This is a genomic window from Clostridium sp. HBUAS56017, from assembly GCF_007115085.1.
In the GTDB taxonomy this organism is placed as follows: Bacteria; Bacillota; Clostridia; order Clostridiales; family Clostridiaceae; genus Clostridium; species Clostridium cibarium.
The window spans coordinates 34,178-49,995 of record NZ_SULK01000010.1 but is presented as its reverse complement, the minus strand read 5'-3'; the positions used below and the strand labels follow the sequence as shown (position 1 = coordinate 49,995).

Here is a 15,818-nt window from a genome sequence, read left to right as displayed (position 1 = left end):
TATAATTTTACAATGGAGGTTTTTTATTTTCTACTCACCGCTGAAAGCTCTTTAGAACCACCCGCGTAGCGGGTGGTATTCAAAATACAAAAAATGAAGGTCGCTCCAAAATACAACGCCCTTCATTTTTAAATATAATATTAAATTATAAAACTAGTATACCTCTTTAAGCATTATAATTTAAAAACACTCTAAAAATTAATGCTAGTAAAGGCAATAGAATCATTAGTGATAGAACAAGATTCATATTCTTTTTATTAAAATTGTTAGTTACCTTATCTGTTTGGAATAATAACAAAAATGGTAGCATTAAAGGTGCAAAATACCTTCCTTGAACTCCATAAATTTCTGCAGCTCCTGCAGGTGCATAAGCCATGTAAATAGCTGTAATAACTAATTCCCAAGCTACTGCTATAGAAATAAAAATAACTATTTTATCAATTACTCTAAGCTTTACAATGTGTGTTTCATTATCAATCGCTGCTAAACCAAATAGAATAGCCATACTATATACTAACCAAATTTTATCCAACTGTTTTACATAACATAACGAAGTAGATACACCTTCAAAATATGATAATGCTGACTCTGAAATAAACTTTAAACAAGTTCTAGCATATTGCAAAGGATTATGCAAAATATACAATACTTGTTTAGTTGAATCAGCACCCGGCATTTTCCATTGACTAAGTCCTTTTGAACGTGAAAATAAAATTGCAGCAATAGTTACAATTCCTATTACAGCTAGTACTATAAACTTTATTAAAAGGACTTTATTTTTATTATTAATATTAAATTTTTTCTTAGGAACTAGCAATATTAACAAACTTAATGGTGCATAAGGAACTTTTCCCATTGCAACTATTGATATGCAAATTGCAAAACCTACAATATGCCTATAATTTACTCCATTCTCTTTACTAGCAAGCATATTAATAAAAATACCAGCTCCAGCCAAGGCAAAAATTAGAGTCATTGGATCCGCCGAATATGAACCAACTAAATATAAAACAGCTGGAAGTAATGCAATGGTAAAAATTAATCTTTTTACTGCTTTAACCTTCTTTATTGTAATTGAACCCACGATAGCAAAAGCTATTACTGAAAAAATTCTACCTAAATAGAAGGTATGAATAAAGGATAATCCAATCAATCTACCTATAAATATTCCTAACGCAGATGGAATATATGGTACTGACAAATATGTTACAGCACTTGTATAATATGCCTCTTCTCTATTATACTCTTTACTACTAAATTTCTTTTCATATTCAACTCTTTCTTCATAATTATTGAATCTAGATCTAGTAGTATCAATTTTTAAGAAATCATCACTATTATCTATCCACTTTATTGGAACTTCTTCTTTAGAGAATCCAAATACCCCTCTTGAAGTTTGATATGTTTTTATAAAATGATCCTTTTCATCATATGGGAAATAAGTAGGTGTTAATAATGCAAGACAATTTCCCAATAAAATAGCTATCACAAAAAAAGTTATATGTAACTTTTCCTTTGCAACCTTACTAAATAATATGAAGTATTCCAATATTGCTATTAATGAAAAAATAAGGAAAACTCTTAAATAGTTAAAGGAAAATTCATTATCAATTTGTATACTGTTTATAGATATGGTTTTTGATTCACCTTGAGGTGCAACATTAAACTTCATATCTTTCCCATTCTCAACCTTTAATATCAAGTAATTCTTAAAATCTGTGTCGCTTTTATATTCTATTTTTCCATCTTCTTGTTGAACATTAAAATTTCCTGTTCCACTTATCAATTCTATTTTTAGTCGCAATACCTTATTACTACTATCAATTTCAAAGCTAGGCTTTTCTCCTTTTACTATAAGTTCGTTGCCTTTTTTGTCAATATTATTTAATTTCAAATCTTCTAAGTTTAATTCTGACAATCCTCTTTCAGCTTTTGGTACTGTGAAATATGCGAAATTAAATATAAAACTTTCAGCTATAACTGCTATAATACCTGCTAATAAAAGCATTACAAATACCTTTTTAATTTGATTCAAATTTCTTTTGTTCATTTTTCCCCCATTTTAAATACTAAATCTTATATTTTTAATAAACAAAGTTAAAATCTAATATATACTAAATTTTTAATAAAATATACTTTTTCTTATTATTAACCAACATCATATATATTATACTTTACAAATAAATAATATAAACTTATTAAAGAAAATTATTTCAAGACATTTAAAAAAACTTTTCTCTCAAAAAACAATAAGTTAGAATATAAAAGTTCTAACCTATTGATTTAAATTTTAATTTATTTTTTAATATTTTTCATAAAAGTAGTAATAGCTTCTTCCCAATGCCTCATTTCATTTCCAACAGTACATCTAAGCATCATATTATCAAGGGATGAATATTCAGGTCTCTTTGCAGAATTCGGATATTCCTTTGCATATTCCTCTGAAGTAGTTGGCCCTACCTTACAGTTTTCTCCTGAAAGTCCTATAATTTTGCTTGCAAAATCATACCAACTACATTCTCCCTCACCTGTACAATGATATACTCCATATTCTTCAGTCTTTATCAACTTAAGAATATGATAAGCTAAATCATTAGCATTTGTTGGATTTCCTCTTTGATCATTTACAACCTTTATAGCTTCTTTAGTTTTACCTAAATTTATCATTGTATAAACAAAATTCTTACCTACATATCCATACAACCATGCAGTTCTTACTATATAATACTTTGAGCAAAACTCTCTTACATAATTTTCTCCCATAAGCTTCGTAGTTCCATAAGCACTAACAGGACTAGTTTGTTCGCATTCAGCTAATGGAACACTTCCAACTCCTGAAAATACATAATCTGTAGATACATGAACAAGTTTTGCTCCTACTTTTTCTGCTGCTATAGCTAAATTTCTAGCTCCTAAAGCATTTACTTTAAATGCAGCATCTTTATTACTTTCACATCCATCAACATTTGTAAAAGCTGCACAATTGATGATAACATCTGGTTTTTCCCTTAATGTAAATTCATTTACTTTATCTAAATCTGTAATATCCAATTCATCTACATCAACATATATAGTTTCACATTTTGCAATATCAATTGGACATTTAGCAATCTCAGCTTCCCCTGTTGTTAGAATTGTTTTAAATTCATTTGCTAACTGTCCTTTTCCACCTGTAATTACTATTTTCACTGTATAATCACCTTACAATCCTATTTATTTTTTCTTTCCAGCTCTTCAACCACATCAACTAAATATGTTCCATATCCTGTCTTTAATAAAGGCTTAGCCAATTCTCTTACTTTATCAGCATTAATCCAACCTTGTCTATATGCAATTTCCTCTAAACACGCTATATAAGTTCCTTGAGTATTTTGCACTGCTTCAACAAAATTTGAAGCTTGAAGCATTGATGCATGTGTACCGGTATCAAGCCATGCCATACCTCTTCCAAGAAGTTGAACCTTCAAAGTTTCTTCTTCCATATAAACTTTGTTTAAATCTGTTATTTCTAATTCGCCTCTATCTGATGGCTTCAACTTTTTAGCCTTTTCAACAACTGTATTATCATAGAAATATAGTCCTGGAACAGCATATTTTGATTTTGGTTGTTCTGGCTTTTCTTCTAATGATACAACCTTACCATCTTCATCAAACTCAACAACTCCAAAAGCCTTTGGATTTTGAACATAGTAACCAAATACATATGCTCCCTTTTCTAGATCTGAAGCTTTTTTCAATGTTGCTGAAAAACTTTGTCCATAGAATATATTGTCCCCTAATATCATAGCTACAGAATCATTACCTATAAATTTTTCTCCAATAATAAATGCTTCAGCTAATCCATTTGGTTTTTCTTGTATAGCATATTCTATATTTAACCCTAAATCACTACCATCTCTAAACAATTCTTTAAAGTTTACTATATCTCTTGGTGTAGATATGATTAATATATCTCTAATTCCAGCTAACATTAATACTGACATAGGATAATAAATCATTGGCTTATCATAAATTGGAACCATCTGTTTTGACATAGCTTTAGTAACAGGATATAATCTAGTTCCTGATCCCCCGGCTAATATAATACCTTTCAAATACGTCACCCTCTTTTTCTTATTTGTATATATAAATGTAATTGTTTTACGAAATAAAACATAAAAAAATTATATCACATTTATTCTTACTTTTATATGATAATGATGTTGCTAAATTTATAAATATCTATTCTTTTATATATTCATAAATATAAGTATGATCAGTTTCGTTATAGTATAATTGTTTAAATAATTGTTTTCCATTTTTATTATAAAAATCTAAGTTTTCACTACTCATTACATATTTTACGCCTGTTTTATCAAAACTATTTATGTTTATCCTAACTTCAATACAATCTGGTTGAAGTAATATAAATTTTGTCTCATCTTCAGTCAAATTAACTATAGTATGTTCAAACCTATTATAAACATCTTCATATTTTCTCTCTTCATCTAAAGCATGCCACATATCTAAATTAGGATAATATTTAACTCCATTATATGTTTCAACTCCATTGGCAAAAAGGAACTGTCCACCAAAACGGCTACGCTCACCTATAGCTACCCATTTACCAGGTGACTCTTTATTAATGCTTGTTACAGCCTTACTCACTTCTTTTTGTAATATCGGTGCTAGAGTTCTAGCTATTGGATTAACAGTGAACCCTGTAATTAACATCAAAATCACTCCATATGGAACTAATCTTTTTATATCTCTTCTAGCAATTAAATATATCAAAGTACTAAAAATTAATATTGCAATAATAGCACCTGATCTTCTTAAATAATCATGAGATATAGTGTGATAATGAGGAATAAATATAATAAAAATAGTTATAATTGTAACTGGAATAGCTACACGAAGTTTAGTTATTCCTTCTTTTAATCTTGGAAGCAACATGAATAACAAATAGTTACATGCTAGCCCCATAATCACCATCATCCTATTAGTGGTGCTGTATGAAAATAATGTTACTTTAGCTATTATCCTTGGATAACTAACTAGCAAGAATGAAAGCATTATTAACATATATACAAATAGGACATTTATTAATATTTTATCTTCATCTTCTTTCTTCTTAAAGAAAAATAGAATAATTATTAATGGAAGCAAGCTTACAAATCCACTTAATTCTGATGCATTTGAAAACTTAATTTCTCTATATGGAAGTAACCAATCAAATATATAATTACTTATAAGCTTTAAGTCATAGTTTCCGCCTATTTCAAACCTTGCACCAGGATAAACTGTATTAGATATTGCCTGAATAGAATCCTTGGCAGTTATAAGGAAATATCCTATTACTCCTAATATTGCAACAATTGAAGTACTAAATATAATTATATCCTTTTTCTTAATTTTATCTCTGTTCTTAAATGCTAAATACAAGAATAAGATGGCAGTCAAATATCCTAAAGGCACTTGAATTGCTGGATATAAATTTAATATATATCCAATCCCTGAAATAGCAAATATAGTAGCCAAAGCTATTTTACTCTTTATACTGTTACTTTTAACCCTAAAATAGTAATAAGTTACAACTATACAAGCTTGTGAATACATAACTAAATTTGGTATAACAGTACTAAACCACCACTGTGAAGCTGCTGCATAAGATATTAACGCAGCACCAAATAGAGCTATATTTTTACTTCTCTTAGATAATATTAATGCCATTTCATATGATAATAAAAATAATGCTATAGCTTTAAAATTCCAATACCATGAAAATGCTCTTTCTTGATCTAAAAATAAGTATCCCCAATTAACTGGATTTCCTATCATAGTAAGATCAGCTACAGGTGTAGAATATGCCATCACCATATCTTGCCCATCTGGATTTATATTTGTATTATATCTTTCAAGTCCACCTTCTTGGCTTGCTTGGGCCATATACATTGGGGTTTGAGATAACCATTCATCAGATCTAATACTTCTTGGTTCTCCCCAAAATATAGTCTTGGTATAATTATCTCCATAATCTCGATAGTAATTATCCCAATATTGAATTGAAGAGCCATGAAATTTAAAAGCTACTAATACTACAAAAAGCATAATTGCTATATGATACCTTTTTCTATGTATATTATCAATATTTATAATATTGTTTTTTCTCTCAGTTATAAACAAAATAAAAATATATAACGCTACTATTACTAATGCTGTAATAATAGCTCTTTTACCCTCCATTACATAAAAGTTCAAAACAACCAAAATTAACAATGGAATTAATAATTTTATGTAATATTTAAGTTTTTCTCCCATTATACACCTCTAACTTTTTATATTTACATAAATGAATGCGATTTCCGAAACATTTATTTTCTCCAATAATTAGTGCTTGCAGTAAATTTTAATATCATCCTTTTGCTAAGTTTCTCATAATTACTTCCAAGCTTATTAGCAATAAATCTAACTCCAAAATTAGGAATTATATCAAAGAATGCTCTAAAATTTTTTTCTTTTATTGAATTCACAGCTACAAATTTTACTAAGCTTAAAGCTCCACTTCCAGCACCTGCATCTGCAATACATTTATATTGCTTTAAAAATACACCTTGATCAAAATATCTTTTAAAAAGAGCCTTATATGTATATTTATGTGAATGTATAACTTTAGCATCTGAACAATATTTAATTTTATATCCACTATTTATTAACTTATAAGCTATATACATATCCTCATTAGTTAAAAGATTTTTTTCATCATATCCATTTAGTTCTACAAAAACATCTTTTTTAATTGCTGAGGCTGCATCAGAATAGAAATAAGTCATTATCCCTAACCTATTTAAATCATCTTTAGAAACTATTCTACTTTCATCAGAATAATTTTTCATTCTTGTATATCTTTCTATAGTATTATTCTCACAAATTTGTCTTGAATAAGATGCATCACATAAACCTGATACTATATCCTTAGTTAAATGATATAACCATCTTCTGTCATCGATTATGATATCTTGTGTTATAAATACTATAATATCTCCTTTAGCTTCATATACTTCTTTTTCTCTTGTTAAGCTATGAGAAAATTCATTTGGCTCTATTACTTTATATTTTGCAGATATATTTTTTAATATCTTTTCACTATTATCTTTTGATTTAGTTAATATATATCTTATCTCAAATATATCTACACTTTCTTGAAGCATTAAACTTTCGTTTAATGCTTCAATATAATCTTCACCATTATAAATTGGACAAATTATTGATATATTCATAGCTATTTCTCTTCATTCAAACTGTAATTTGCAAGTTTACGTGAAAAATTAATATTATAATAAGGATCTACTATATCTTTTCCCCATTTTGTATAGAACATATCAATTTCTTTATTAAATCTAGCAGCCTTCTCTGGAGTATCCTCTGCACCTCTTGATTTTGATTCATAATGGTATAATTCAGCATATGGATTAAAAATTATTAAATATCCTTTTTCTCTTACCTTTAAACATAAGTCGATATCATTAAATGCCACTGCAAAATCTTCAGTCAATCCTTGAACTTCTTCAAATACATCTCTTCTTATCATAAGACATGCACCTGTTACTGCACTAACATTTTGTTTAATAAGCAATCTTCCCATATGTCCATTTTCATATCTTCCAAAGCCTTTACCTATATGATCAGCAACACCATTAACTCCTACTACTATACCTGCATGTTGTATAGTATCATCTGGATAATATAACTTACCACCAACTATTCCTACTTCCGGTCTTTGAGCATGCATTACTAATTCTTCCAACCACTTTTCTTTTATAACTTCAGTATCATTATTTAACAATAATATATATTGCCCATCACAATTAGCAGCTCCAAAATTATTGATTGCTGAATAATTAAATTCTCCTTCCCATTTAATTACCTTAACTTTGTCCATCTTGGAAAGTTCATCATAATATTTAAATGTAGAATTTTCTGTACTATTATTTTCTACAACAATAATTTCAAAATTACTATAAGTAGATTTCTTAATTATAGAAGAAATACACTTTTTCAATGTGCTAACTTCATCCTTGTTTGGTATTATAATTGATATCTTCGGATCATTTTCTATATCATATTCTACCTTATAGCAACCACTAAAGTTTCCTCTTTTCACAGTTCCCTTTATACCCATTCTCTTTAAATGTTCTTCAATGGATCTTCTACCAGCTTCAATTGCATAAGGTTTTACATCAATACCAGCTGCTGTTGATCCATTATGTACTCTCCAATGATATAACATTTTAGGTATATGAACTACTTTATTAGCCTTCTCAGTTAATCTTAAAATCATATCAAAATCTTGACTTCCATCAAACTCACTGCGGAAGTTTCCAGCCTTATCTAAAAGTTCTTTAGAGAAAACCGAAAAATGTGTTATGTAATTATAACTTCTTAAAGTATCTGGAGCCCAATCCTGTTTAAAATGTGGACCAAAAAATTCTAATTCTTTTTCATCAATTTTATCTTCATCTGAATACATAAAATCAACTGTTCTATCTTCATTCAATACCTTTATATACTCATATAGAGCATCATAAGTTAATAAATCATCATGATCTAATAAAGCTACATATTCTCCCGAAACTAATGATAATCCTTCATTAGTATTCCCTGATATCATGTAGTTCTCTTTTAAATATTTAACTTTAATTCTTTTATCTTCCTTCTCATAATTTCTTAGCATTTCTAAGGTCTCTTCATTAGTACTTGCTCCATCAGCTATACAAAGCTCCCAATTTGAATATGTCTGCTTTTGAACCGATTCTACCATTGCTTTTAAAAATACCGGTTTAGTATTATAAGTTGGTACTACTATACTGATTAATGGAGTATATTCAAACTTCTCATTTCTTTGAAGTTCAAATTCCTCTTCTGTTGGACATGATTCTCTAAACCACTTATCATAATTTATCTCTAATATTACACTTGACCTTAATTTTGATTTCATTTTATGATAAGTACTTGTAACACCATTATTTTTTACTTCTCTTAATCCTTTTTTCATATTACCTAAGTTAACCATCTTTATAGCTTTTAATAATTTTGATGGATTTTGATTTGGCTCTGAAGACATTTCTTTAATATTCAATTCCACCTTTTCAACATTATCTCCTACTTTTAATATAAGTGTTATTTTATTTTGATAGTTAAACTTAAGTTGGAATCCTGCCTCTATAGCTTCTTCCTGTTCTTCATATTTACGATATAAATCATCTCTTCTAACAAGATCTCTTTCAAATTCAACTCCTGGAATATCAATCTCTACTACAGACCTAAGCTTTTCACAATAAGCCCATCCATCAACATATACCTCACCATCTCTTACCTTTACTCTATCAATACAATAGTCTAAATTAGCCACAAAAGTCACCTTCCCAATATTTTATAGTTACTTACTCATCTTTTTTTTTACTTTTTTTAAAAATCCCTCTGTTGAAACCTTAATAAGTTCTGCATTTGAAATTTCCATTTGCTCTACTTCTTCAAATTTCTTCATTATAGTTCCATATAAAATTTGATCTTCACTACTATAATCATTTATCTTCTGAATTGCAAATTCTATACTATTCACTAATCCCTCTTCAAAATTAACTATTAACTGAGGATCTTTATTTAAGAATATATACATATCACCATCTTTAAAAAATGCATTTGTAACTACATTTACATTCTGAATAATATCATTATCCTTATTTTTTACAATTAAATCTCTAAATATAAATTTCCCTTGACTTTCTGTAGGATCAATCCTAATTGATTTTATATTTTTATCTTTAAACTCATCAAATTTTACTCTATTTAAATTAGATAATTCTATATTTTTATATAGGGTTTCTGTTTCACTATATCCATTACCATAGTCAATATATAGCTTTATAACATTATCCCCTCTCCCTGGAAGTATTGGATTTACTAATCCCATTGACATTCTTATATTGAATAATTTATATAAGTTATCCAATAATGAATCTAATTCTTTAGTATCATTACCGCATTTAAACTCATGTTTAAACATTCTATCTTTTTCTAATATTACAAACTCTCTATATCCATCTTCAACATAATCTTTATCAAAAACAAAGCTATTATAATACTTATTAATTTCAATCACATATTTTTCTAACTCATTATCTAGTTGAAGTAGAGATTGCACATTGGTAAGCTTTTCCCAAACACATAAATCTCCATGTGAAAATGAACTATATTTAACATTATTTTTCTTTAAATTACTCTCTAGCTCTGCTAAACTTGGTAACCCATTGTTTATATGTTCATATAACCAATGATGGTCCAATCCAATTATTGACTTATAATAAGCGTTTGCTCGCTCTTCTGCAAATGTAACTTTCAATTTATTAAATGGAGCTGATATTATGGCTATCTTGCTTGAAACTCTATGAAGCTCATTTACAAAAGCTTCTCGTCTATCTACTGGTATATGTTCAAACACATCTAAAGCTATAACTATATCATATTCTTCATCTTCAAAATCCATGTTTGTTGCATCACCTAAAATATATTTAGGATCATGCAAAAGTTCCTCTGGCAAACTTATATCTAAGTATGTCACAACATCATTTGGTAAAAATTTCTCTAAATTTTTATGTTCGTTGGCTCCTACTTCTAATATTTTAAAAGTTTCATTATTTTTTCTTATTGAATTTACAATTATCTCAGCATTTCTATATCGCTGATACTGATCAAAGATTATGTCTATCATTCAACAACCTCCCATTCATGATTAATATAGAGTTTCCCTTCTGATATATACTTATTCGCAACCATAAATTCGCATACTTGCTGTTTATAATCTAAACCGACTATACCTTCATTAGTAAATATACCTACATCTACAAGATAATGTCCTGCAAGCAATGTCATACTAGGAATCCTATATATCACTTTATGTCTACCCAACTCATCAGGTACCTTTACCTTTTCCAGATATGTATTTGGTCCAAATATATACTCTCCATCTGGAGTTCTAAGTGCTACACCTAATAAAAAGCCTTCAATTTGTTCTCTATAAATATCATAAGTTACCTCTACTGTTAACTCATCAAAAGTTTTTAATTTTGTAGTGTTAAGTTTTACTTTCATTATAGATGCTAATACATCTGGATTATTGGGTATTCTAAACTCAGATTCGACTGTTATTTCATCTTCAACTTTAGTTTCTTCTAAGGATACTTCCTCTTTATTATTCCCACTTAATCTAACATCTTGTTTATTATCTGCTTCTCCATACTTCATGAAGTCTTCATATATATCTCCAACTTCACTGGAACCTCCACTCTCCATTATCTTCCCATCTTTTATCCAAATAGCTTTGTTACAAAACCTTTTTACTTGTTCAGTTGCATGCGAAACGAAAAGAATTGTAGTTCCATTATCCTTTAATTCTTTCATTTTATTTATACATTTTATTTGAAATCTAGTATCTCCAACTGCTAAAGCCTCATCTACTATCAAAATATCTGGATTAACATTTATAGCTACCGCAAATGCTAGTCTGGCAAACATACCACTAGAATATATTCTAACTGGCTGGTTAATAAATTCACCTATATCAGCAAAATCTATTACATTTTGAACTCTTGACTGCATCTCTTCCCTTGTATATCCCATCATGGTTCCATTTAGATATATATTTTCTATTCCTGTATATTCTGGGTTAAATCCAGTACCTAATTCTAAAATAGCAGCAATTTTACCATTAACCTCTATTTCTCCAGAAGTTGGTGTTAATACTCCCGTAATCATCTTTAAAAGTGTGGATTTTCCCGAACCATTTTTACCCAAAATCCCAATAGCATCACCTTTTAAAACTTCAAAGCTTATTCCATTTAATGCACTAAACTCTTTGTGATAAACCTTTTTACTTGGTGATAAACTTTCCTTTAATCTATCTATTGGTTTTTCATATATATTATATTTTTTAACTAAGTTTTTTACACTTATCATTACACTCATAGTATATCCCTCTCTAAATCACATCTGAAAAATGTGGTCTTAACTTATTAAATACTTTTACTCCAATTAATAATGTTATTAAACAAAAACTCCAAAAATATAATGTGTTATATGGTCTTTGCCAAAAGAATATATTCTCTACGAAAGCATCTCTATATCCATTTACTATATAAAACATAGGATTCAATTTAAATATTTTTATTATTATTGGATGTGATGATAACATACTTATATTCCACCCTATTGGAGTTGCCCAAAATCCAACGTTTATAACAATTGCAATCAATTGTCCTAAATCTCTAAAGAATAATACTACAGCTGATGTAAATGTTGTTACACAAAATACTAAAACTACCATACTTGCTGAGTAATATATAAACTGTAAGCTACTTAATCCTGGATAAAATCCATTTCCTATACTAATTGCAAATATACACATTATAAAAAACACATGCACAAATAATAGAGATATAATTTTAATTACTGGTAATGTTTCTATTTTAAATACAACTTTCTTAACTAAATAAGTATATTCTAAAAATACATTAGTACAACCTGATAAAGCTTCTGAGAAGAAAAACCAAGGTATTATACCTGCTGCGAACCAAAGTATATATGGTTTACCATGTACTGCTCCTTGACCAAGTGCAACTTGGAATACAAACCAATACACTAGTATGGATATTAACGGATGGATAAATCCCCAAACTATACCTAAGTATGAAGTTGCATACTTTTGCTTAAAATCATTTTTTGCAAGGCTTGTAATCAATTTTTTATTGCTCACAGAATCTTTTAAATACTTAATAACATTTTTAGTTTCTTTTAATGCATTACCTGTTACTGCACCTAAAATTACTGCTACAGCTAACAAAACATATGTTATATAATTTGGCCTATCCTCAATGCTATTAAAGGATTCAGACACATTATTTATAATGATATATGGATCTTCTCCATTTGTGTTTATAATAGCATCCTTATCATTATCTTCAAATTCCATATTTAAATTATTTTCTGAGTAAGTATATTTATCTAACTCACTTTTACCAATTTGTATGCTTTTACTATTACTTATCAAAAGATTTTTCATTTTAATCTCTGTTTTCTTATTACCAAAATCTATACGAATGTTTTTAGCATTTCCAGGAATACTAAAACTTAATTTTTCATAATCATTTACTTTTTTATAAGATTCTTTATCTGAATGGTCTTCTAACCAATTCTTATCTCCAGCTAAATCATAATATACCACATACTGATCTGTTTCTTCAGACATAACTTCCATACTTAAATTAATCATCTTAGGTTGATCATTATAAAACTTATTAAATACTAAAAATAGCAAAGTAGTAATCGCACATATAGCGAATAAAACTACAAATCTTTTTTTGCCGTTTTTCATAAACTTATCTCCTTTATTCTAATACGCATTAGTATTTACAAAACCTTTAAACACTGTTAAAAATACAATCTTAATATCCAAAGTTAGACTCCAATTTTCTATATAATAAATATCACATTCAATTCTCTTCTCGATGGAGGTATCCCCTCTCCACCCATTAACCTGTGCCCATCCAGTTATTCCAGGTCTAACCTGATGCTTTACCATGTACTTTGGTATCTCATCCTTAAACTTTTCAACATAAAATGGTCTTTCAGGTCTTGGTCCTATTAAACTCATATCACCTTTAAGAACATTAAAAAATTGTGGCAATTCATCTATACTTGTCTTTCTTATAAATGTACCTATTTTAGTCTTTCTAGGATCATTTTTAACAGTCCAATCCTGCTTCTCTTCTTCTGGATCTTGTTCTCTCATGCTTCTAAACTTATACATTACAAAAGGTTTCCTATTAAGTCCAACTCTCTCTTGCTTGAAAATAAGTGGTCCTTTCGATGTAGTTTTTACAAGTGTAGCAACAATCAACATGATTGGTGAAAAAAGAATAAGCGCAATAGATGATCCAATTATATCTATAGCTCTTTTAATAGCCTTATTTAATATATTATCTAAAGGTATATATCTCATATTAATTAGTGGAACTCCACCTATTTCTTCTACATAAGGTTTTGCAGGCAAATACTTATAATAACTTGGTATAATTTGAGCTCTAACTCCAAGCTTTTCACAAGTAGCTATTATCTTCTTCAACTTATCGTAGTCTTTCATCTCTAATGTGATGATTATTTCATCAACATCTCTATTTTTGCTTAAATAATTATCTAATTCAGATAATTCACCTAAATATTCAACATCTTTGTAATCCACTTCGAAATCTTCAAAAATGCCTAAAACATTATATCCCCAGTGCTTATTATCTCTTATAAGTTTATTAAACTTTTTAGTTCCATCACTAAATCCAACAAATACTGTATATTTAGTATTGTAACCACTTTTTCTTACCCGCCTCATAAGTACTCTTACAAAAACTCTTTCTAAGGTTGTAAAAATTGTACAAACTACTAAAAATATAATAAGAACCGATCTTGAATAGTCAATTTGTTTCGTGAAGAAAAACAATCCTGTAAATACCAATATACCCAAAATATTAGCAACAATAACATTTACTATTTCTTTGCTTAAAAAAACTACTCTTTCTGTATTATAAAGCCTTCTAACATTATATATTATTAAATATATCGGAGTCATTATAAGAACAGGAATTAAATAGTCTTTAAATGGACGCACTCCACCTTCTACCTCTAAAATTCCACTATGAATCCTTATATACCAAGTAAATAAAAATGAAATAATTATAACTAATGCGTCAATAAGTACCATTGCATTATTTACTAGCTTTTGATTTTGCTTAATCATATTTTACCCTCTCTTTAAAAGGTTTATTGTATTTTTAAATAACATCTTTTGTATTTGTATATAATTATATAGGTTATTTTTCATACTTAACCTATGAATTTTCGATTTTGTTTTCAACCCTTCTAAAACTCCACTTATATAATACCTGCCTAACCCCTTCATTATAAAATAAATCCATTTTATAACTACTCCAGCAAATATAAATATAAAATTCAAAACTATTTGTGAGTTTGGCATATTCTTATAAATAAGATATATATTATTTCTCGCTGCAAGCTTCACTTTAAAAGAGTTATGTTTACTTCCACTAGTAGCACTTCCTATATGATAAATTTTAGCTTTTGCTGAAAAATAATTCTTATATCCATAAACCCTTGCTCTATAGGATATATCCATATCCTCTAAATAGGCAAAAAAATTTTCATCAAAAAGGCCTATTTCTTCTAAAATACTACTTCTATAGATTGCTGCTCCTGCACATGATGAAAAAACTTCTCTTGATTCTTCATAATCACTACTTAGTTTTCCATCGCCAATTTTAGATCCCCATCCAAATAAAGTATATTCATCACCAGCATCATCAATTATTTCTCTGTTGTCAAATCTAAGCATTTTACTACAACAGGAAAAAATTTGCTTATCACTTTTCATACAATTATATAGCTCTTTTAACCAATCCTTATGTAACTCAGTGTCATTATTTAATAGAGCTACAAATTCACTTTCACTTTTCTTTATACCTTCATTAACAGCTTTACTAAAGCCGTAATTATCTTCTAAACATATTAAAGTCACTTTATCATTAAAGTTATTTTTAATATATTCAATACTACCATCCTTAGAATTGTTATCAACAATTATTATTTCTTCAGGTTTCAAAGTCTGTTCCATCAAGCTTTCTAAACAAGCTTTTAAGTACTTTTCTCCATTATAATTTGGAATTACTACTGAAACACCCATGCATTAACTTCTCCTATATCTTTATAAAATGTTA

11 protein-coding genes are annotated in these 15,818 nt (G+C 28.4%); all 11 read right to left on the bottom strand.

The genetic code is table 11. The features are described from left to right. Positions 1-166: 166 nt before the first annotated feature. Entirely contained in the window at positions 167-2,050 is a 1,884-nt protein-coding gene (locus tag FAY47_RS10095) for a DUF2142 domain-containing protein (protein ID WP_143316589.1), read from the bottom strand. A gap of 245 nt (positions 2,051-2,295) precedes the next feature. Then, positions 2,296-3,189: a dTDP-4-dehydrorhamnose reductase gene (gene rfbD, locus FAY47_RS10090; protein ID WP_143316588.1), complete on the bottom strand. Its 894-nt coding sequence runs from the start codon at positions 3,187-3,189 to the stop codon at positions 2,296-2,298. Between the two features lie 20 nt (positions 3,190-3,209). Beyond that, positions 3,210-4,094: a glucose-1-phosphate thymidylyltransferase RfbA gene (gene rfbA / locus FAY47_RS10085; RefSeq protein ID WP_143316587.1), complete on the bottom strand. Its 885-nt coding sequence runs from the start codon at positions 4,092-4,094 to the stop codon at positions 3,210-3,212. A 127-nt stretch (positions 4,095-4,221) separates the two neighbouring features. Beyond that, complete coding sequence (locus FAY47_RS10080; RefSeq protein ID WP_143316586.1) at positions 4,222-6,300, bottom strand: hypothetical protein; 2,079 nt, start codon at positions 6,298-6,300, stop codon at positions 4,222-4,224. A gap of 53 nt (positions 6,301-6,353) precedes the next feature. Next, a complete protein-coding gene (locus FAY47_RS10075; protein WP_143316585.1) occupies positions 6,354-7,259 on the bottom strand; it encodes a glycosyltransferase in 906 nt (301 codons plus the stop codon). A 2-nt stretch (positions 7,260-7,261) separates the two neighbouring features. Beyond that, complete coding sequence (locus FAY47_RS10070; protein WP_243129594.1) at positions 7,262-9,391, bottom strand: glycosyltransferase family 2 protein; 2,130 nt, start codon at positions 9,389-9,391, stop codon at positions 7,262-7,264. 27 nt (positions 9,392-9,418) lie between these two features. After that, positions 9,419-10,750 (bottom strand): class I SAM-dependent methyltransferase, encoded by a 1,332-nt coding sequence (locus tag FAY47_RS10065; RefSeq protein ID WP_143316584.1) that lies wholly within the window; start codon positions 10,748-10,750, stop codon positions 9,419-9,421. Continuing rightward, positions 10,747-12,003 carry an ABC transporter ATP-binding protein gene (locus tag FAY47_RS10060; RefSeq protein WP_143316583.1) on the bottom strand — a complete coding sequence of 419 codons (1,257 nt, stop codon included), beginning with the start codon at positions 12,001-12,003 and terminating at the stop codon, positions 10,747-10,749. Before FAY47_RS10060 ends, FAY47_RS10065 begins: the two co-directional genes overlap by 4 nt. Before the next feature lie 13 nt (positions 12,004-12,016). Continuing rightward, positions 12,017-13,408: an ABC transporter permease gene (locus FAY47_RS10055; protein WP_243129593.1), complete on the bottom strand. Its 1,392-nt coding sequence runs from the start codon at positions 13,406-13,408 to the stop codon at positions 12,017-12,019. A gap of 18 nt (positions 13,409-13,426) precedes the next feature. Further along, the gene (locus FAY47_RS10050; RefSeq protein WP_143316582.1) at positions 13,427-14,824 is read right to left on the bottom strand and encodes an undecaprenyl-phosphate glucose phosphotransferase; all 1,398 of its coding nucleotides are present in this window, start codon (positions 14,822-14,824) and stop codon (positions 13,427-13,429) included. A gap of 3 nt (positions 14,825-14,827) precedes the next feature. After that, on the bottom strand, positions 14,828-15,784 hold the full coding sequence (locus tag FAY47_RS10045) for a glycosyltransferase family 2 protein (RefSeq protein WP_143316581.1): 957 nt from the start codon (positions 15,782-15,784) through the stop codon (positions 14,828-14,830). Positions 15,785-15,818: the final 34 nt, after the last annotated feature.